Below are 20756 nucleotides of genomic sequence, written 5' to 3'. Positions count from 1 at the left end.
GCTGCCTGTGTCTGCGCGGCTTTGGCCGTGGAGCCTGTTTGCCGCGCTGATCGCGATGGCGGGGCTACCGATCTATATCCATGCGCCCAAGTTCTATGTGGATGCTTACGGGGTTTCATTGGCTTCGCTCGGCGGGACGCTGGCGCTATTGCGCCTGTTCGACGTTGTGCAAGACCCCGTGCTGGGCTGGATGGCCGAGGCGGGGCGGGCAAGGCGGGGTTTCTGGGTCGCGGTGGCTGCGGCTGCGATGGCGCTGGCCATGGTCGGACTGTTTGCGGTGACGCCGCCTGTAGCACCGATGCTTTGGTTTGCGGTGACACTCGCGGTGCTGTTCACGGCGTTCTCGTTCCTGACGATCGTGTTCTATGGCGAAGGGGTCGGGCGGGCCATGCGTCTGGAGGGCGGGCATGTGCGGCTGGCCGGATGGCGCGAGGCGGGGTCGCTGGTGGGCGTCTGCGTGGCGGCGGTCGCTCCGGTCGTGCTGGGCGCGGTGACGGAGCGGCCCTTTGCCGCCTTTGCCTTGGGTTTCGTTCTGCTGGCGCTGGTTGCCGTCTGGGCGATGCGGGCCGAGTGGAGCGGGGCAGGGGCTGCGGTAGGCAATCCGTTCGCGCTGTTCCGGCCCGTGCTGGCCGATCCGCTGGCGCGGCGGTTGCTGTTGCTGGCGCTGGTGAATGCGGCGCCGGTGGCGGTGACATCGACCTTGTTCCTGTTCTTCGTGGAAAGTCGCTTAGGCGCAGGTGGGAGCGAGGGCGGGTTGCTCTTGCTGTTTTTCGTTTCCGCGGCAGTTTCCACGCCGGTCTGGACGCGGCTGGCGCAACGCTATGGGGCAAAGCGGTTCCTGCTGGCGGGCATGGGTCTTGCGATTGCGGCCTTTCTTTGGGCGGCGTTGCTGGGGACGGGGGATACGGTTGCCTTTGCGGTGATCTGTGTCGCTTCGGGCGCTGCCCTCGGGGCGGATATGGTGCTGTTGCCTGCGCTTTTCGCACGGCGGTTGGGCGAGTTGGGAGCGGGCGAAAGTGCCGCGTTCGGCTTGTGGTCCTTCGTGTCGAAATTGTCGCTGGCGCTGGCTGCGGCGGTGCTTCTGCCTGCGCTGGACGCGGCGGGCTTCGTTTCGGGGGTTGGAAATACGGAAAGCGCGCTTTGGGCGCTGACGGTCTGTTACGCGCTGGTTCCCTGCGCGCTCAAGTGTCTGGCCATTGCATTGCTGGCTGTCACGCAAGTTTCGGAGGTTTGACGGATGGAATTCTTTATTCTGCTGCTGGTGGTCGTGGCGGCGGTTCTGGTCTTGCCGAAATACATCGGATTCCGGTCGCAAAAGCCGGCTGATCTATCCGCAGGGACGCCGCGCTTCGACCTGCGTGCCCATCTCTCTGGCCCGATTTTGTGCGAAGGTGTGATTTACGGGCCGACGGGACGCGTATCGTCAAGGTTCGTCGCCGAGATGGAAGGTCACTGGGACGGCAACCGTGGCGTGTTGAAAGAGCGATTCCGCTACGACTCGGGACGCGTACAGGACCGCGAATGGCGACTGACGGTTGGCAATGACGGGCGCATCAGAGCGGAAGCCGATGATGTGATTGGCACAGGCTCGGGCGTTTCCGCAGGAGCTGCGGTGCAGTTGAAATACCGCATTAAGCTGGATCCCGATGCAGGCGGACATGTGCTCGACGTGGTCGATTGGATGTATGTGATGGAAAACGGTACGATCATGAACCGCAGCCAATTCCGCAAATTCGGCATCAAGGTCGCAGAACTGGTCGCCACCATGCGGCCTATGCCCGCTGCGGTGAAGGCATGAAGGATTGGGCAGGCAAGCGGTATTGGCTTGTCGGAGCAAGCGAGGGGCTCGGGCTCGCGCTTGCCGAGCGGTTGAACCGCGCAGGCTGCGAGGTGGTCTTGTCGGCTCGGTCGACCGAGCGGCTTGACGAGGCAGTAGCAAAGATGCCGGGCAAGGCGCGGGCGGTTGCCATGGATGTCGGTGACAGCGCTTCGGTTCTGGCAGCTGCCGAAGCAGTTGGCGCCGTGGATGGGGTAGTTTTTCTTGCCGGGGTCTATTGGCCGATGACGGCAAAAGAATGGGACACCAAGGCCGTCGAGACAATGATCGACGTAAACCTGACAGGCGCGGCGCGGGTCGTCGGGGCCGTATTGCCCGCGATGCTGGCGCGCGGTCACGGGCATATCGTCCTGACTGGGTCTTTGTCTGGCTTCCGCGGGCTGCCGAGAGCTATCGGCTACGGCGCTTCAAAGGCTGGGCTGGTGTCTTTGGCCGAAAGCCTGCGTTGCGATCTTGCGGGGACAGGGGTCGAAGTGCAACTTGCCAATCCGGGCTTTATCCGGACCCGGCTGACCGACAAGAACAGCTTTAACATGCCGCAGATTATGGAACCGGAAGCGGCTGCAGTGGAAATGGTCGAGCATATGCAGAGCGGGCGGTTCTCGCGTTCGTTCCCGGTACCGTTTGCTTGGGTGTTCCGGCTGTCTCAGCTGATGCCGGACTGGCTTTATTTCAGCATCTTTTCAAAGCTCTGAACCGGCGCGCCAGACTTTATTAAGCGTAAAGTCCGGCGACAGATGGACCATATCGGCGCTGGCACCTGGATGAAGGTTGCCGAGATCGCGGCGACCAATCACCGAGGCGGGGATTGTCGTCGCCATCGCAAGGGCGCGTACAGGCGATATTCCGATGCCGGTGAGGACCTGCAATGCGCGCGGAATGGTCAGATCCGCGCCTGCAAGCGTACCATCTTCCAGCGTCAGCCGGCCGTCTTTCCGCAGGATGAGGCGGTTCCCCAAGACCATTTCGGTAAGTTCGGTTCCGGCGAGGGCCATGCAATCCGATACGAGGAAGATGCGGTCAGGCTTTGCCGCCAGCGCGATGCGAAGCGTAATCGGGTCGACGTGGATTCCATCGGCGATCAGGCCTGCATAAAGGTTTGACGAAAGAACCGCGCCGACAAGACCAGGTTCGCGGTTTCCGAGTTGGCTCATCGCGTTGAAAAGATGGGTGGCGCAGGTGGCACCAGTGGCCAGCGCGGTGGCTGCCGAACAGTCGGAGTGGCCAAGGCTGACGGTGGCTCCGGCACTGCGAAGGGCTGCGATCTGCTCGGTCGTGACGGCTTCGGGTGCAACCGTCACCATCAGCGAAGGCAGGTTACCGGCGGCATGAACCAACAATCGCAGATCGCTGTCTGTCATTTGCCGGATCAGTGCCGGGTCGTGTGCCCCCTTTCGGCGCGGGTCGAGATGGGGGCCCTCGAGATGAAGCCCAAGGAACCCTGGTGTGTTCCGTCGGGCAGCTGCGATGCCTGCGGCAACGACCGTGGCGGTTGCCTCGGGCGTGTCTGTGATCAGGGTCGGCAGGCATCCCGTTGCCCCAAGGCTGGCCTGGGTCGCGCAAATCCGCATGAGCGTTTCGGCAGTCGTCCCGCCGTCGACGCCAAGGCCGCCAGAGCCATTCACCTGCAAATCGAGAAACCCAGGCGAAAGCGTGCCGGGCGGCAGGTCGACCGTGTCATACTCGGCCGGCCCGATGCTGGCCACGCGACCATCCGCAACGTTGAGCGCGGCGCCCTGATGCAGGGTTTCCCCGTCGAAAATGGCGGCCCCGATGTAGCTGCAGCTTGCCATCAGATCGTCTCGGTCACTTTGCGCAAATAGGGAGGAGTGTCGGGGTCAAATCCGCGGCGGCGGGCAAGGGCTTCTACAAAGGCGTAGAAACTGACTGCAAGGACAAGAGGGGCTGTGATGCCATGCTGGTTCGCAACCGAAGGAAGCGCAGTCGCGCCTTTGGCCTCTGCGCCGGTTATGAAGACATCAGCGCCCTGCGATGCAAGGAGTTCGGCGGTCTGGATGACCCCGGTCCGCGCAGCATCGTCGACGGCGAGGGCGAGGATCGGAAAACCGGATTGGACGATGGCAGAGGGGCCGTGCAGGACTTCGGCTGCGGAATAGGCCTCGGCGTGCAGCCCGCAGGTTTCCTTGAGTTTCAGCGCTGACTCGGAGGCGATGGCGAAGGCTGGGCCTCTGCCCAGAACATAGGCTGATTGTGCCCGTGTCAGTCGGGCGGCAAGAGGGGACCAATCGAGTTTCAGGGCTGCTGCAAATGCTTCGGGCAGTGCGTTCACAGCGGCACGGAGGGGCGCGTCTTCCCGCCATTCGGCGACGAGTGCGAGCGAGGCGAGAACCGAGATGACAAAGGTTTTCGTGGCCGCAACCGAGTGCTCTGCCCCGGCGAGAAGCGGTAGGCAATGGGCCGAGGCGATTGCCATGGGACTGTCGGCGAAGTTGGTGATGGCGATGGAAAGAGCGCCGCCGCTGCCTGCGGCGCGCATCATTTCGACAATGTCAGGACTGCGGCCCGATTGCGAAATGCCGATACAGGCTGCCCGGCCAAGGCGCAGGGGGCGGTGGTAGACGGAAGCAACCGAGGGGCCGACCGACGCGACGGGGACGCCTGCCACCAGTTCGGCTGCGTATTTCAGGTAGGTCGCGGCATGATCGGACGAGCCGCGCGCCACAGTGACAATAAGCGAGGGGTCGAGTGCGCGCATGGCTTGGGCTGCGGCTTCGAGCGCGGGGCGCGATTGCGACAGGAATCGGGCTGCGACTTCCGGAATCTCGGCGACCTCGCGGGCCATATGGCTGGTCATCGGGACGTCCTTTCGGGATCGAGTTTCAGTTCGACGGCGAAATCATAGGCATCGCCACGATAGAGCGAGCGGGTGTATTCGACCACGCGACCATCGGGCAAATAGCCGATGCGTTCGATACGCAGGCCGGCCGCTCCGACCGCTACGTTCAGAAGCCCCGCGTCATGGGGGCCAAGGTTGGCAGCGGAAATCCGCTGCACGGCGCGGACGGGACGGCATTGGTTTGCTTCCAGCACCGCATAGAGCGAGCCGGTGACTGTTTCCGGATCGGGCAAGAATGCCGATGAAATCGAAGCACGTTCGATAGCGAGGGGTATGCCGTCAGACCGGCGAACACGTTCCAGCCGTGCGACGCGGGCATTGGCCGCCAGACCAAGCGCCATGACCTCTTCGGGCGAAGGGCTGTGGACAGCGCGGGAAATCCACGTCGATTCCGCCGATTTGCCACGGCGTGCCATGTCTTCGGTGAACGAGGTGAGAAGGCTGAGCGCCTGTTCGAGGCGTTCGACCTTTGGTGCGACGAAGGTGCCCGAACCACGCCGCTGGATCAGATGTCCCGAGGCGACGAGGCCCTCGACCGCTTTCCTGATGGTCACGCGCGAAAGGCCGGTGAGGGCGGCCATGTCGCGCTCGGGCGGAAGGCTATCGCCTGGTTGCAGCCGGCCTGTGGCGATGGCGTCAGAGATGCGACGCTGTAGTTGTAGGTAAAGCGGGCCCGCGCCAGTCTGGTCGAAACCCTCGGGCGAGAAGATCTGGTCCATCACGCGGCCTGCCGTGCGAGGAGAAGCGCGCCGTCCAGAGCTGTGCCTTTGGCGGGGCGCTGCGCGAGGTGGTGCAGGCGGGCCGCGAAGGCCGGACCGAGGCCGCCGAGGAAGGTGACGGGAAGGGAGTTGAAGGGCTGGAGGAGAGCGATGGCTTCGGCCGTGTCTTTCGTCGCCTGCGCCATGATTGCGGCGGCGGCGGGGTCGGATGACTTTGCTACACGGGGGGCAAGCGTTGCGAAATCGGCAGGGCGCGATGTCAGAGAGCGGGCGACGATGGCGTCAGGCGAGCCGTGTTCTTGCAAGACCCCTTGCAGAAGGGGCGTGAAGTGCGTGAAGCCGTCAACGGCGCGGAGGGTCTGCGCGAGCAGGGCGCGGCCGATCCATGCGCCGCTGGCTTCGTCACCCAGAACAAGGCCGCGGCCGCCGATCTGCCGGATGGTGCCACCGATCTGCGAGGCAAATACCGAACCGGTGCCGAGGGCGGCGACGATACCGTCGTCGGGACCGAGCGCGCCCTTTATGGCGGTAATGGCGTCCGTGACGATGGCAACGTGTTCGAAGGGAAGGGCAGCGCGAAGGCGGTCGGGTGCGCCTGCCGCGTTAGCGCCCGCAAGGCCGAGGCCTGCGGCGTGAATGGTGCCACCGCCGGCGGCCTTCAAGGCAATGTCCAAGGCTTGCAGGATATTGGCTGCGGCACTGTCGGGGTCGGAGGCGATGTTGGCGGGGCCAGCTTGACCGAGGCCGAGGATGCGGCCCGACGCATCGGCCACGGCGGCGCGGCAGCCCGTGCCGCCCCCATCGATCCCCAGATAAAGCGCCATTCCGAATCCTCCACAGAGTAAAGATACCAAAACAATACCAAATGGGAAGAAGTTTAACGAAGCGAGCCTTTAATTGCATGCTGTGGGCGGTAAAGAACATGATGCTTTACAATTGGTATTATTTTGGCATTGTCGAAGGAAGCGGAGGAATCACATGGCCGAACGCGCGACCGAGGCGAGGCATCCCCATTCTGCCGGACTGCATGCACAGCCCGCTGCGATGGCGCTTGGGCAGTTGCTTGATGCCCAGATTGCAGCGATTTCGCAGGTGCGCGGGGCTTTCGGGTCGATTGCCGAGGCTGCCGAGGCAGGTGCAGCGGCTTTGGCGCGGGGCGGCAAGATGGGCTACGCGGGGGCCGGTTCGTCGGGCCTTATGGCGCTGGCGGATTGTCTCGAACTCGCGGGGACATTCGGAATTCCGCCCGTGCAAACTCCGATACTGTTTGCGGGCGGGACGGCCGCGCTGTTGCACATGACGGGCGGGGTCGAGGATGATCCGGCGCTAGCGGAGGCGGATTTCGTTGCTGCGGGTTTCAATGCGGGGGATGTGGTGCTGTGCCTGTCGGCATCGGGGACCACGCCCTACACGCTGGTGATCGCCGATCTGGCGCGCAAGGCGGGGGTGGTTGTGGCGGGGTTCGCCAATGTGCCGGACTCGCCCTTGCTGGCCGTTTCGGACATTCGGGTCTGCATCGAGACGGGGCCGGAAGTGGTGAACGGTTCGACCCGCATGGGGGCAGCAACGGCGCAGAAGGCGGCGCTGAACATGCTGTCGGTTTTGGTAGGAATAAGGCTTGGCCATGTGCATGATGGCTATATGGTCAATGTGGTAGCGGACAATGCAAAGCTGACGGGGCGCGCGGCGCGGATCGTGTCGGACCTGTCGGGGCAGGGGATCGAGGCGGCGCGCGCAGCGCTGGCCCGAACGGGAGGGGCGGTGAAACCCGCCGTGCTGATAGCCGCAGGGGAAACGCCCGAGGCGGCGACAGCGACCTTAGCGGCAAGCGGCGGGCATCTTGGCCCCGCCCTGGCCAGACTGAAACGATAAGAACTGAAAAACGATAAGAAAACGAATAACCAACCGGGAGACGACCAATGAAGAAAAGTTTTCGCCTTGTCCTGCTGACGACAACCCTGCTGGCCGGAGCGGCGCAGGCCGAGGATGTGACGCTGACCATCGAAAGCTGGCGAAACGACGATTTGACCATCTGGCAGGACAAGCTGATTCCGGCCTTCGAGGCCGCGCATCCGGGGATCAAGATTGTCTTCGCGCCGACCGCTCCGGCGGAATACAACGCGGCGCTGAACTCGAAGTTGCAAGCCGGTTCGGCGGGCGATCTGATCACCTGCCGCCCATTCGATGCGTCACTGGAGCTTTACAACCAAGGCAATCTGGCGGACCTGTCGGGTCTGGGCGCGATGGCTAACTTCTCGCCGGTGGCCAAGTCGGCATGGCAGACGGATGATGGCGCGGCGACTTTCTGCATGCCGATGGCATCGGTGATCCACGGCTTCATCTACAATAAGGACGCTTTCGACGCGCTGGGCATTGCCGTGCCGACGACCGTGGACGAATTCTTTGCTGCGCTCGATAAGATCAAGGCCGATGGCACCTACATCCCGATGGCGATGGGCACCAACGACCAGTGGGAAGCTGCAACGATGGGTTACAACAACATCGGGCCGAACTACTGGAAGGGCGAAGAGGGGCGTCTGGCGCTGATCAAGGGTGAGCAAAAGCTGACTGATCCGGCTTGGGTTGCTCCGTATGAGCAGTTGGCGCGGTGGAAGGATTATCTAGGTGACGGGTTCGAGGCCCAGACCTATCCGGACAGCCAGAACCTGTTCACGCTGGGCCGTGCCGCGATCTATCCGGCCGGCTCGTGGGAGATTGCAGGTTTCAACACGCAGGCTCAATTCAAGATGGGTGCTTTCCCGCCGCCGGTCGTGACTGCGGGTGACGAGTGCTACATCAGCGACCATACCGATATCGCGATGGGCATGAACGCCAAGTCGGCGCATCCGGATGAGGCCAAGACCTTCCTCGAGTGGGTCGGATCGTCGGAGTTCGCAGATCTTTACGCTAACAGCTTGCCGGGGTTCTTCTCGCTGAACTCGACCCCAGTAAAGATGACGGACCCATTGGCGCAGGAGTTCGTGTCGTGGCGTGACAAGTGCAAATCGACGATCCGTTCCACCTATCAGATCCTGTCGCGCGGAACGCCGAACCTTGAAAACGAGACGTGGAATGCGTCAGCGAACGTGATCAAGGGCACGGAAACCGCTGCGGATGCTGGCAAGCGCCTGCAAGAGGGGCTGGACAGCTGGTACAAGCCTGCCAATTGAGGCTTTAGAGACCAAGGCCGGGGGCGTATGCCGCCCCCCGGACCCCCGCAGGATAATTCCAGACAGAAAATGAGGGTTCGGCATGGCGAGGGGCAAGCCCGTGCGCTGGCATATCGCGGTGTTTCTGGCGCCTGCGCTACTGGTCTATACCGCGATCATGATCATCCCCTTGTTCGGGACGCTGAACCTTTCGCTTTACAACGAGTCGGCGGATAGCCGCGTTTTCGTGGGCCTGGCGAACTTCGCCACGCTGTTCGGTGATCGGCGCTGGTCGGATGCGTTCTGGAACGCCTTGGGCAATAACTTCTGGTTTTTCGTCATTCACATGCTGGTGCAGAACCCCATCGGGATTTTGCTGGCGGCTTTGCTGTCTAGCCCAAAGCTGCGGATGGCGGCATTTTACCGAACGGCGATCTTCATTCCGACCATATTGTCCTTCGTGATCGTGGGCTTCGTGTGGAAGCTGATCTTTTCGCCGATCTGGGGGATTGCACCGGGGATGCTCGATATGGTGGGGTTGAAAAGCCTGTTCGCGCCGTGGCTGGGGAAGGCCGAATATGCGCTGACCACGCTGGCGTTGGTGTCGGTGTGGCAGTTCGTGGGCATACCCATGATGCTGATCTATGCCGCTTTGCTGTCGATACCGGACGATGTCATCGAGGCGGCCGAGATGGACGGCGTGACAGGCTGGAGCCAGTTCTGGAAGATCAAACTGCCGCTGATCTTGCCGAGTATCGGGATCATCTCGATTCTGACCTTCGTGGGCAACTTCAACGCATTCGATCTGATCTATGTGGCGCAAGGCGCGCTGGCGGGGCCTGATTTCAGTACGGATATTCTGGGGACATTCCTTTACCGCACCTTCTTTGGTTTCCAGTTGCAACTGGGCGATCCTTACATGGGGTCGGCGATTGCGACCGCGATGTTCGGCATCATCCTCTTGGGCGTTTGTGTTTATCTGTTTGGTATCCAGACGCGGTTGCGTCGGTATCAGTTCTGAGGGGGCGGGATGTCGGTGGTGCGGAGCAATGTCGGGCGTAGCATCGCGGCGCATGCGGTACTGATCGCCTATACCCTGATCGCGCTGTTTCCGGTCTTTGTGATCGTGGTGAACAGCTTCAAAAGCCGGAGGGCGATATTCGCGGACCCGCTGGCGCTGCCGTGGCCCGAGCATTTCGACCTGATCGGTTATACGACGGTGCTCAAGCAGGGAGATTTCTTCCAGTATTTCCTAAACTCCATGACCGTGACGGTGTTTTCGCTGTTCTTCGTGCTGCTGTTCGGTGCGATGGCGGCATTTGCGCTGTCGGAATACCGGTTCAAGGGCAATACGCTGATGGGGTTGTATCTGGCGCTGGGCATCATGATCCCGATCCGGCTTGGGACAGTGGCGATCTTGCAGATAATGGTGGCCGGAGGGTTGGTGAATACTCTGACCGCGCTGGTGCTGGTCTATACGGCGCAGGGTTTACCACTGGCGGTGTTCATCCTGTCCGAGTTCATGAAGGGAGTTTCGGATGATCTGAAGAACGCGGGACGGATCGACGGGTTGTCGGAGTATCGGATCTTCTTTCGTCTGGTCTTGCCGCTTGTACGGCCCGCGATGGCGACAGTGGCGGTGTTTACCATGATCCCGATCTGGAACGATCTTTGGTTTCCGCTGATCCTTGCACCGGCCGAAGAGGTGAAGACGATCACGCTCGGCAGCCAGGTGTTCATCGGCCAATTCGTGACAAACTGGAACGCGGTGCTGGCCGCGCTGTCCTTGGCGATCGTGCCGGTGCTGGTGCTGTATCTGGTGTTTTCGCGGCAGTTGATCCGCGGCATTACTGCGGGGGCGGTGAAATGACCATTCGGGTGCTGGTGGCTGGTCTGGGGAATATGGGGCGGAGCCATGCCTTGGCTTACCATAAGGATCCGGCGTTTCAGATTGTGGGGCTGGTGAACCGCTCGGCCGTGGATTTGCCTGCAGAGTTGCAGGGCTACCTGTTGAGTGCGGATTATTCCGAGGCTTTGGGCCGGTTGAAGCCTGATCTTGTTTGTGTGGCAACGTATTCGGACACTCATGCCGATTATGCCTGTGCCGCGATGGAGGCGGGGGCGCATGTCTTCGTGGAGAAACCGTTGGCTACGACGGTGGCAGATGCGCGGCGGGTGCGGGACTGTGCGGTAAGGACGGGACGGAAGGTGGTGGTGGGATACATCCTGCGGCACCATCCATCCTGGATTAGGTTGATCGAGGAGGCGCGGGCGCTTGGCGGGCCTTATGTGTTCCGCCTGAACCTGAACCAGCAGTCGGGCGGGCCGACGTGGGAGGTGCACAAGGCGCTGATGCAGACCACGCCCCCCATCGTGGATTGCGGGGTGCATTATGTGGATGTCATGTGCCAAATCACCGATGCCAAGCCCGTGGAAGTGCGGGGTATGGGGCTGCGTCTGTCGAACGAAATCGCGCCGGACATGTACAACTACGGGCATTTTCAGGTGCTGTTCGAAGACGGCAGCCTTGGCTGGTATGAGGCGGGCTGGGGTCCGATGATGAGCGACACGGCATTTTTCGTGAAGGATGTGGTCAGCCCGAACGGGGCGGTTTCGATCCGGATGCCGGAAAGTGCGCGGTCGGATGACATCGACACGCATACCAAAACCAGTTTGCTTCGGGTGCACCGGGTTGGACGTGGTCATGAAGATCTGAGCATGGCGGACGAACCGGGACATCAGGAATTGTGCGACCGCGAGCAGGCATTCGTTGCGCGGGCGATCAACGAGGGGTTGGATTTGACGCGGCATATGGAAGATGCGGTGCAGTCGCTGGCGATCTGCCTCGCGGCGGATGAGAGCGTGCGGTCGGGTGAGCCGGTCAAGTTCGGGACGGTGAAGCTGTGAGGGGTGTTGGCACGCTGGAATTGCGCGGGGTCGCCAAGGCCTATGGCAAGACCGCGGTGATCAAGGGCGTCGATCTGACGGTCGAAGAGGGCGAGTTCTGCGTCTTCGTCGGGCCTTCGGGCTGCGGCAAATCTACCCTGTTACGGATGATCGCGGGGCTTGAGGATGTGTCTGGCGGCGATGTGATGCTCGATGGGGTGCGGATCAACGATGTGGCCCCTGCCAAGCGCGAGATCGCAATGGTGTTCCAGACTTATGCTTTATACCCGCACCTGACGGTGCGCGATAACATGGGCCTGGCCTTGAAGCAGGCAGGTGAACCCAAGGCCAAGATCGAGAAGTCGATTTCGGTAGCGTCGGATATGCTTGCCTTGGGTGACTATCTCGAACGGCGGCCTGCGGAACTGTCGGGTGGGCAGCGGCAGCGGGTGGCAATAGGGCGGGCCATCGTGCGGACGCCGAAGCTGTTCCTGTTCGACGAGCCTTTATCGAACCTTGACGCCGCGTTACGGGTGGCGACGCGGATAGAGATCGCGCGACTGCACCGCGAACTGGGTGCTACGATGGTGTATGTGACCCACGATCAGGTCGAAGCGATGACGCTGGCCGACAAGATCGTGGTATTGCGGGCGGGAAAGGTCGAACAGGTCGGCGCGCCGATGGAATTATATAACAACCCTGCCAACACATTCGTGGCTGGGTTCATCGGCAGCCCACAGATGAATTTTCTGAAAGCGGGCGCCATTGATATGCAGGGTGAGACGGTCGGCATCCGGCCCGAACACCTGGTCATTTCGGCGGGCAGCGGCGCGATTTACGGCAGGATCAGCCATGTTGAAAAGCTGGGCGGCGAAACGCTCGTCTATGTCCGTTCCGAGGTCCACGGGCTTTTAACGGTGCGGTTGTTCGGCGAGCATGACTATGCCGTCGATGCGGATGCCTGGCTGTCTCTGGATGCCGAGCGCGCGTTCCATTTTGGCAAGAATGGCCAACGGCTTCGCTAGGTAGACCTGACAGGACAGCGTGAGATTGATGCCACATGTGGCATGCAGGTTCGCATAATTCACTACCATTGCGCGATTTGTCTGGAATTGCGGCAAAAAGCGGGTTAATTGTGGCATCAATAGGTCGGCGTATGACTGACCAATAATGTTCCTAGCCACGTGAATGGCCGGGCTTGAGGCGGAGTGATGGTAATGAGTGCAGCGATTGATTTCGCTGTCCGCAGTTCTGCGGGCGGCAACACCATGGGAACTGTTGCCGGCGACGAGCAGGCAAACTTTGTCCAAGTTGGCGCTGGCGACAGCATTTCATTGAACATATCGAAGGAAAGTGTGCTGGGCTATCAGCGGGTCGAAGGCGACCTCGTTGTGGAACTGGCAGACGGTAGGACCATCATCCTGCTCGGGTATTACGACGTCCCCGAAGGCGTCGTTAATCACTTGTACTTAAGCAGTGACAACAACATCACCGAAGTGCTGCTTTCCGAGTCCGGAGACGGTTACCTGGTTGCAGATTACGGTCCTGTATCCGCTTTCGACAAATGGAGCCCCCTGGATGACCTTCGTTTTGTCGAAGGCGACCCGGTGGTGGCATCTGCGGGCGCGACGAATGAACCCGCCGGAATGGGCATTTTCACCCCTGCCTTGCTGGGCATGGGCGGTGGCGGCCTTGGCGCCGCGGCGGCCGGCGGTGCGGTATTGGTGGGTGGCGCTGCGCTTGGCGGCGGCGGCGGCTCGGCCGGTACGACGCCGGATGGCGGCGGCACTGGTGGCGGAACGGGCGGAAACGGAGGTGGCGGCGGCGGTACTACGCCAAGCGTCGTGCTTCCGCCCAGTGTGAATGGCGCTGGTTCGACCCAGGTGCTCAGCACGACCGTTGCAAATCCGTCGCTGCAAGTGACCGGAACCGGCAACGCTGGCGACACTGTTACCGTAACGGTCGGAAGCAGCAGCCAGACCACGACGATAACGACCGGCGGCACGTGGAGCACGACGTTCCCCACGAACGCACTGCCGCCTGACGGAAACTATCAGGTGCAGGCCGCGTTCACCGGCAGTACATCGACAACTTTGCCGGGCGCTATGGTGGTCATCGACATGACTCCGCCGCCCCTCGTTGCGACCGAGGGCACGGGAAGCACCAACGACGTCGAAAATCTGGCCGAATATGCAAATGGTGTGACGCTTAAGGGAACGGGCGAGGCGGGCGCTTCGGTTTCGGTCACAATCGAGCAAAAGACGCACACGACTTCGGTCGCGCAGGACGGAACCTGGTCGGTGACCTTTTCGCAGGCCGAGGTTGCGGGTGGCGAGCGGACGGTCCCGGTTTCGCTGACCTCGACCGATATTCACGGCAACGTCACGCGATTGACCGATACGCTTGTGCTCGACACAATCCCGCATCCCTTGGCCGTCGACCAAGTTTCGGGTGATGGCTTCGTCAATCGCACCGAACAGGCGCAAGCCGTCTCGATTGGTGGTTCCACCACCGCCGGAGCCGTGGTGAGCGTCACCATTCCCGGCGTGGTCACCAATGCGCCCGTCGTCGCCGACGCACAGGGCCGCTGGAGCTATTCCATTGCCGGCGGAACCCTTGTGGACGGCACGTATAACGCAACGGTCACGACGGTGGACGCTGCTGGAAACCCCAGCTCGGCATCCAGATCCTTCATCGTCGACACCCAGACTTCCGTTTCGTTCGCGAACATGGCGGGCCATGCTGCGTTTGGCGACGGAATCGTGAACCTGTCGGAGTCGCGCTCTGCGCTGACCGTGACCGGACAAGCCGAAGCAGGAAGCACGCGCGTCGATGTGGCGTGGCAAGGCACCACTTACGCAGCAAACGTGAATGCGACAACCGGCGCGTGGACGCTGACGCTGCCTGCTGGTGCTGCTGGAAGTGTGAGCGGCATGACCTCGATGACGGTCACTTCGACAGACCGGGCAGGCAACACCGCCAGTAATGTCCTTCCGGTCCGCGTCGATCTTGAAGCAGGGATCACGCTGCAGGCAGCCCCCGGCGGGGCGGACGGTGTGGTGTCTGGTGCGGAAAGGGCCTCTGGCTTTACGCTGGAGGGCACGGCCGACGCGAATGCACGGGTCTTCGTGACTTACATGGGGACAGAACGGATGGCCGTGGCGGATGCGAATGGCCGCTGGACCCTGCCTATGAACACGATCGCGTCCGGCGAAATCGCAAGCGGTGCGAACGGCGGTTTGATTTCGCTTTATTCGATCGATGCTGCAAACAACCGCAGCGAAACCCTGACACGTAACTTTGCCGTAGATACGCTGGTGCGCGATTTCTCGTTCGCCAATCCCGATCTGGTTGGTGCGGTCAACGACGGGCCGCTCGATGCACAAAGGTTGAATGCGGCCGAGCGGACGGCAGGGCTGGTCATCAATGGAACGGTGGAAGCGGGGTCAGTCGTAACGATCCAGATCGGCCAGTTCTCGGCCACAGTTCCCGCGGCCGATACGGCAAGCGGGCGCTGGTCTTACACAGTGCCGGCGGCAGCTTTACCCGAAGGCGTCAACGCGACAGCAACCATCAGTGTGCGCGCGCAAGATGCCTATGGGAACCAGACGGCTTGGGAACAGAAAACCGTAGCCATCGATACGGTGGTGAACAATTTTGCACGATCCGACGTTGCCTTCAGTGTCGGCGCCGACGGGGTGATGAACGCGGCCGAAGCGTCTGCCGGATTGCCGGTCAGTGGCAAGGCCGAAGCCGGATCTACGGTAATTGTAACGGTCGATGGCCGCAGCCATACCGTCACGTCAGACGTTTCCGGCAACTGGTCGACCACCTTTAGCCGCAACGAACTGCCCAGCGGCACGCGGAACGGCGTTCCGGCGTCTATCGAAGCAATCGATCCGAACGGCAACCGAGCCTTGCACAACTTTACCTTCAATATCGATACCGACGCCCCGACGGCACCGGAATTGGTTCAGGATTCCGGTGCCGGCGGCATCCTTAGCGGCGTTTTTACAGCGTATTCTCCGGATGTATTCAGCTACCACGAGGTTGCCGCCAGTGGCGCTGCCGTGGATGTGACGCCTGCGCATGGAGCGTTCGAGATAATGGTTCCGGTGAACCAGACCGCGGTCCGCAGCGAGTTGGCGCTGTTCTCTCCGAACCTGCCGGATGGTAGCTATCTGATCATCCGTGATGTCGATTCGGCAGGCAACGATGCGAGCACGCTCTATCTGCGGACGACTGGGGAAACAGTCGTCGATCTGTCGCGCCCCGGTCTGGCCGGGTTTGACATTGCGGCGGTGGACCTGTCGTCGACCCAAGGCCGGATGAACATCACTGCGGCGCAGTTGCAGGCAGTCACCGGTCCTGACCAAAGATTGATGATCCATGGCGAAGGCAATGACCGTGTTACGATGACCGGTGCCACCGACACGCAGAATCTGCATATCGGCTCGGACGGGCAGCGTTACGCCGTCTACACGCTGAATGGCGCCACGATTTTCGTCGACGAAGACATCAACCGGACGGTCATCTGAGCGGAGATCGTCCATGGAACGCCCAGTGCTCCGTTGGTCGGACAGGGTGGCATCACCGCGCCTCGCCCTGATGCTGACCGTGGCGGTGCTGCTTTCGGGATGTCTGGGGGGGTTGCAGCCGCCCGGGTTTCAGGGAATTGGCAGAGGGCAGGCCCCGGACAAGCCGGAGCAAACCCGCCTTTTTGCCGCCGAAGGCAGCACCGCGGCCTTTCCGGTGATGGATGATCTGCGATCACGCCAGTCGGTCTTGCCCGCAGGCGGAAGTTACGCAGCGGTAGCGCAGGCGGTCATGCTTGCATCGGGCGGGGCATCCGCTGCCGAACTGCAGATGGCGAAGCTGCAAAAAGAGGCGGTCGACAAGAACTGGCTTCCGCAAATCGGGCCGGTGGTGACACTGGACAGTCTCGGCGTGATGGCTGCGAAGCTGGTGGCTGAGCAGGCCCTGCTGGACAACGGAAGGCGACGTGCCGAAAGAGCGGTCGCTGCGGCGGATGTCGAAGTGGCAGCGGTCAGTCTTGCCGAAGACACGAATGACCGTGTGCGTCAGGGCCTGGAGCTTTATATCGCCGCCGAAAAGGCGCGCGCGCAGGCTGCAGTTGCAAGCCGCGGGGTCGAACGACTGTCAGCTTATCAGGATATGGTGCAACAGCGGGTCACGGGCGGCTTGTCCGACCGGTCGGAACTGCAAGTCGTAAGCCAGAAGCGCGCCGAGATGCAGGCAACCTATTCTGGCGACATGCAATCTGCCGAGCGGTCCTTGAACGATCTTGCGTCACTGGCCGGGCGTCCGCTTGCGGGATTGCGCGGCATCGAACCATTGGGTCAGGGCCGAGCCGAGCCGTTGTCGGTGATGCGCGCCAAAAGCGAGGGCGCACGCGTTTTGGCCCTGGCGCGGGCCGAGCGAGCAGGAAGTCTGCCGGGACTTGCGGCGACCGCCTCGCTGGATGGTGGCGGATCCTTTCTATCCGGGCTTCAACTGGGCGGGGCGAATATCGGCTTTGGCACTGGTGCGAAGTTGCGGGCACTGAATGCGACGCCCGACCTTGTCGAACGCAGGTTCGCCGAGGCGCGGCTTGAAAGCGGGCAACGGATTGACTCGCTCGGCGGCGAGATCGCCGAGTTGCGGCTCCGCCGGTCGCAAGGGGCTGAGGTATTGCGGCAAACGATGGGAAACCTCGACCTCTTTGTCGAGCAATACAAAGCCGGCTTGCGGTCGTTGGTCGAACTCGTCGGGCAATACGACGCCGCTTTGCGGCTCGAGCGGGATCAGGTGGCGCTGGATTACGAAATTGCCCGACGCGAGGTTGAAGTTGCCGCAATGCAGGGTTTGCTGGTCCATGGGGCGCCGATGTGACAACGCAGGTCATTTCCTTCGACATGCATCCGGCGCGGAACAACGCTGTAACCGTGCATACAGCCCAACCCGTTGCGCAACACGAGACCGGACCTTTGCAGGCACGGGCGCGACTGGCTGCAACTGCCGCAGCCTTGGTCGGTGCCGAGGTTACATGCACTGACTTGGTCGAAGCACTGGTCAAGATCGAGGCTGGCAATCGACCGGGGCTTGTCGCCCTTGGTCAGGCACTGCGCGATACGGCGGGGCTTTCGGTCAACCATATCGAACGGGCGCAACTGTCATCTCCCGATCTGCCTGCCCTTGTCGAAATGACGGGCGGGCATGTCGTGCTTGCGCTTGCGATGTCGGGGTTGACCACAACGATCCATGACCCTGCCGCGCCAGACTTTCGCAGCGAGATCGCCTTGGCCGAGTTTCTGCCGGCCTTTGGCGGAAAGCTCCTTACGGTGCGGGCACCTTTTGCCCAGATCGAAGAGCGGCATAGCGAAACGGTCCAAGAGCCGCATTGGTTCTGGAGCGAGTTCCGCTTTCATCGCCGCAGCATGATCGAGGTTTCAGCCGCCTCGCTGGTGTCGAACCTCCTGGCGGCAGGCATCGCCCTTTATTCCCTGCAGATCTACGATCGCGTCATTCCGCACCAGTCCGAGCCAACCTTGTGGGTCCTCTCGCTTGGCGCCTTTCTGGCAATTGCGATGGATGCTGCGCTGCGGGTGGCGCGGTCTGCGCTGATGGATTCGACCGGCAAGCAGATCGAGATCGATGTACAGGCGCGCCTGATGCAGCGATTGCTTGGAATGAAGGCAGCACCCGGAGAGCGTAAGCCATCGACCCTTTTCGCGGCAATGCGCGATTTCGGCTCCGTGCGCGAGTTTTTCACGGCAAGCACCATCGGCACTGTGGCGGATTTGCCGTTCTTGATCATCTTCCTTGCGCTGGTCGCGATGATCGGCGGCAATATCGTCTGGGTGCTGATTGCAGGCGGAGTGCTGATGGTCGTTCCGGGGCTTTTGCTGCAAAAGCGGATGGTCGAGCTGACCCACGCGACACAAGGTGCAAGCACGCGCTCTGCCAAGTTGCTTTACGAAGCGGTTTTCGAGCACGAAACGCTTTCCACCCAACGAGGCGAAGAAAAGGTCGCGCGGCTGTGGTCGGAGCTGGTGGCGCTGTCGGCGGCAAAATCCTCGTACCAACGGCTGTTGACGACATGGCTGACTACATGGGCGCAGGGCGTCCAACAGGCGACCTATATCCTTGCGATCATGGTTGGCACCTACGAGGTTTTTGCAGGCACCTTTACGGTCGGGACGATCATAGCTGTGTCGATGCTGACAAGTCGCACTTTGGCGCCGTTGTCCCAACTGTCAGGCACACTTGCGAGGTGGTCGAACGTCAAGGCAGCCCTGCAAGGGCTGGAGGCCGTCGCCAATGCAGCGCAGGCGGAAGAACCCGGGCGCGCCTATCTTCGGCGCGATCGGCTGAAGGGTGCGTTTGAACTGCGTGCGGTAGAGTTCCGTTACGATGCCAAGGCAAGCGCAACGGTGGACGTGCCCGCCTTGGCGATTCCGGCCGGTCAACACGTGGCGGTGCTGGGATCGAACGGTTCGGGAAAATCGACCCTGCTTCGCTTGCTGGCCGGGATTTATGAACCGACCGGTGGCCGCGTCATGGTCGACGGGCTGGACCTCGGTCAGATCCACCCTCGGGATTTGCGCCGGTCCGTCGGCTACCTCGGGCAAGAAGTGCGCCTGTTCTCGGGCACGTTGCGCTCGAACCTGACGATGAACGCGCTTGAACGGGATGACGACCGGTTGCTGGCTGCGCTGGATTTCTCAGGGCTGGGTCCGTTCGTGCGCAGCCATCCGCGCGGGCTGGACTTGGAGATCAAGGAAATGGGCGAAGGTGTTTCCGTCGGGCAGCGTCAATCGCTTGGCTGGGCCCGCTTGTGGTTGCAGGACCCCGCAGTTGCTATTCTGGACGAACCCACGGCTGCGCTTGACCAGACGCTCGAGGCGACGCTGGTGTCCCGACTGGGTGGTTGGCTGCAAGGGCGGACAGCCGTGATCGCCACGCATCGCATTCCGATTTTGCAACTGACGCAGCGGACGGTCATCTTGCAGAACGGCAAACTTGCGGTCGACGGCCCGCGCGATGCCGTGCTCGCGCATTTGGCAAAGGCAGGGTCATGACGACCTTTGATGCACCGCTTTCGCAATCTGCGCGACGCTCGGGCTGGACGGTCTGGCTGATCGCCGGAACGTTGGGGGTGTTCCTCCTGTGGGCGCATTTTGCATGGGTAGATGAAATCGTGCGGGCGCCGGGACAGGTGGTATCATCCTCGCGGCCGCAGATCATCCAGAACCTCGAAGGGGGCATCCTGGCCGAACTGGATGTGGCCGAGGGCGATACGGTGCAGGCGGGGCAGGTTCTGGCCCGGTTGCAGGGCACGCAATATCAGGCGAACGTCGATGACCTGACTGACCAGATCGCGGCTCTCGACATCCGGCGCCTGCGGCTCGAGGCGGAAGCCGCAGGAAAACCAGAGTTCGACGTGCCTGCCGAAGACGCAGCGCGCGTGCCCGAAATCGTGGCCTCTGAAAGGTCATTGCTGCAAGCAAGGCAGACGGACTTTGAAGCAAAGCGCAGCGGTGCCCGTGCGGTGCTCGAGCAGGCGGCCAAGGAGTTGGACATGACGCAGCGCATGTTCGACCGTGACGTTGCACCCGAAATCGAGGTGACCCGCGCCAAAAAAGCAAAGTCGGACGCCGAAGCGCGGTTGAACGAGGTTCTGACGACGACCGACCTTGACCGTGCGGCCGAATATTCCAAAGTTCAGGGCGAGCTTTCCTCGCTCCGCCAGAAACTGCGGTTGTCGCAGGACCAATTGTCACGCACGGTCCTGTTCGCACCGATGCGCGGCGTGGTGAACCGATTGGCGATAACCACGATTGGCGGCGTCGTGCGTCCGGGCGAGGAAATCCTGGAAATCATACCGCTGGATGAAGAGTTGTTCATCGAAGCAAAGGTGAAACCCGCCGACATCGCGAGCGTGCGAGAGGGGCAAGAGGCGACGATCAAGCTGTCCGCTTATGACTACACGATGTACGGCACCCTGAAGGCCAAGGTGCAGTTCATTTCGGCCGACACCTTCAAGGATGAACGGTCCCGTGATCCGAACGGCGACCCGCACTACAAGGTAACGCTGCGGGTGGACCTGTCGAAACTGACCGAACGGCAGGCGACATTGCAAATCAGGCCCGGAATGCAGGCCGAGGTGGAACTGCTGACCGGCGGCAAGACTGTGCTGACCTATCTGACCAAGCCGCTTTGGCGCGGGTCAGAGGCGTTGACCGAGCGGTGACCGGACGGGCGCCGTTGGTGCCCCGCCTGCGCTGGGACTAACGTTTGCGTAAAGC

The 20756-nt window shown here is 61.9% G+C and carries 17 protein-coding genes; 13 read left to right on the top strand and 4 right to left on the bottom strand.

The features are described from left to right. Positions 1-7: 7 nt before the first annotated feature. The 3 genes from HYN69_RS16790 to HYN69_RS16780 are packed head-to-tail and all read left to right on the top strand — an operon-like array spanning position 8 to position 2532. A complete protein-coding gene (locus tag HYN69_RS16790; protein ID WP_108437282.1) occupies positions 8-1234 on the top strand; it encodes an MFS transporter in 1227 nt (408 codons plus the stop codon). A gap of 3 nt (positions 1235-1237) precedes the next feature. After that, on the top strand, positions 1238-1798 hold the full coding sequence (locus tag HYN69_RS16785; protein WP_108436754.1) for a DUF3833 domain-containing protein: 561 nt from the start codon (positions 1238-1240) through the stop codon (positions 1796-1798). Then, a complete protein-coding gene (locus HYN69_RS16780) occupies positions 1795-2532 on the top strand; it encodes an SDR family NAD(P)-dependent oxidoreductase (protein ID WP_108436753.1) in 738 nt (245 codons plus the stop codon). The genes HYN69_RS16785 and HYN69_RS16780 overlap by 4 nt, the downstream gene beginning before the upstream one ends. Here HYN69_RS16780 and nagA read toward each other — a convergent pair. From nagA to HYN69_RS16760, 4 genes are read right to left on the bottom strand one after another with little or no spacing between them, the layout of a single operon-like run. Next, positions 2521-3630: an N-acetylglucosamine-6-phosphate deacetylase gene (gene nagA, locus HYN69_RS16775; RefSeq protein ID WP_108436752.1), complete on the bottom strand. Its 1110-nt coding sequence runs from the start codon at positions 3628-3630 to the stop codon at positions 2521-2523. The genes HYN69_RS16780 and nagA overlap by 12 nt on opposite strands. Beyond that, positions 3630-4652 carry an SIS domain-containing protein gene (locus tag HYN69_RS16770; RefSeq protein WP_108436751.1) on the bottom strand — a complete coding sequence of 341 codons (1023 nt, stop codon included), beginning with the start codon at positions 4650-4652 and terminating at the stop codon, positions 3630-3632. The genes nagA and HYN69_RS16770 overlap by 1 nt, the downstream gene beginning before the upstream one ends. Beyond that, complete coding sequence (locus tag HYN69_RS16765) at positions 4649-5413, bottom strand: GntR family transcriptional regulator (protein WP_108436750.1); 765 nt, start codon at positions 5411-5413, stop codon at positions 4649-4651. Before HYN69_RS16765 ends, HYN69_RS16770 begins: the two co-directional genes overlap by 4 nt. Further along, entirely contained in the window at positions 5413-6237 is an 825-nt protein-coding gene (locus tag HYN69_RS16760) for a BadF/BadG/BcrA/BcrD ATPase family protein (RefSeq protein WP_108436749.1), read from the bottom strand. The genes HYN69_RS16765 and HYN69_RS16760 overlap by 1 nt, the downstream gene beginning before the upstream one ends. A 154-nt stretch (positions 6238-6391) precedes the next feature. Between HYN69_RS16760 and HYN69_RS16755 the strand changes: the two genes are divergently transcribed. From HYN69_RS16755 to HYN69_RS16710, 10 genes are all read left to right on the top strand, one after another. Beyond that, complete coding sequence (locus HYN69_RS16755; protein WP_108436748.1) at positions 6392-7285, top strand: N-acetylmuramic acid 6-phosphate etherase; 894 nt, start codon at positions 6392-6394, stop codon at positions 7283-7285. 47 nt (positions 7286-7332) lie between these two features. After that, positions 7333-8583: an ABC transporter substrate-binding protein gene (locus HYN69_RS16750; RefSeq protein ID WP_108436747.1), complete on the top strand. Its 1251-nt coding sequence runs from the start codon at positions 7333-7335 to the stop codon at positions 8581-8583. Positions 8584-8665: 82 nt separating this feature from the next. Then, positions 8666-9583 (top strand): carbohydrate ABC transporter permease, encoded by a 918-nt coding sequence (locus HYN69_RS16745; RefSeq protein ID WP_108436746.1) that lies wholly within the window; start codon positions 8666-8668, stop codon positions 9581-9583. A 9-nt stretch (positions 9584-9592) separates the two neighbouring features. Next, complete coding sequence (locus HYN69_RS16740) at positions 9593-10432, top strand: carbohydrate ABC transporter permease (protein ID WP_108436745.1); 840 nt, start codon at positions 9593-9595, stop codon at positions 10430-10432. Further along, positions 10429-11469 (top strand): Gfo/Idh/MocA family protein, encoded by a 1041-nt coding sequence (locus tag HYN69_RS16735; protein ID WP_108436744.1) that lies wholly within the window; start codon positions 10429-10431, stop codon positions 11467-11469. Before HYN69_RS16740 ends, HYN69_RS16735 begins: the two co-directional genes overlap by 4 nt. Continuing rightward, on the top strand, positions 11466-12473 hold the full coding sequence (locus HYN69_RS16730; RefSeq protein ID WP_108436743.1) for an ABC transporter ATP-binding protein: 1008 nt from the start codon (positions 11466-11468) through the stop codon (positions 12471-12473). Before HYN69_RS16735 ends, HYN69_RS16730 begins: the two co-directional genes overlap by 4 nt. A gap of 192 nt (positions 12474-12665) precedes the next feature. Further along, positions 12666-15986, top strand: a complete 3321-nt coding sequence (locus HYN69_RS16725; protein ID WP_108436742.1) for an Ig-like domain-containing protein — start codon at positions 12666-12668, stop codon at positions 15984-15986. A gap of 13 nt (positions 15987-15999) precedes the next feature. After that, complete coding sequence (locus HYN69_RS16720; RefSeq protein WP_159082510.1) at positions 16000-17340, top strand: TolC family protein; 1341 nt, start codon at positions 16000-16002, stop codon at positions 17338-17340. Next, positions 17337-19529 carry an ATP-binding cassette domain-containing protein gene (locus tag HYN69_RS16715; RefSeq protein ID WP_230426445.1) on the top strand — a complete coding sequence of 731 codons (2193 nt, stop codon included), beginning with the start codon at positions 17337-17339 and terminating at the stop codon, positions 19527-19529. Before HYN69_RS16720 ends, HYN69_RS16715 begins: the two co-directional genes overlap by 4 nt. Beyond that, a complete protein-coding gene (locus HYN69_RS16710) occupies positions 19526-20701 on the top strand; it encodes an HlyD family efflux transporter periplasmic adaptor subunit (protein WP_108436740.1) in 1176 nt (391 codons plus the stop codon). The genes HYN69_RS16715 and HYN69_RS16710 overlap by 4 nt, the downstream gene beginning before the upstream one ends. Positions 20702-20756: the final 55 nt, after the last annotated feature.

The organism is Gemmobacter aquarius (assembly GCF_003060865.1).
Taxonomy (GTDB): domain Bacteria; phylum Pseudomonadota; class Alphaproteobacteria; order Rhodobacterales; family Rhodobacteraceae; genus Paragemmobacter; species Paragemmobacter aquarius.
Note: the sequence above shows the minus strand (reverse complement) of the source record. Positions and strands in the feature narration are given on the sequence as shown.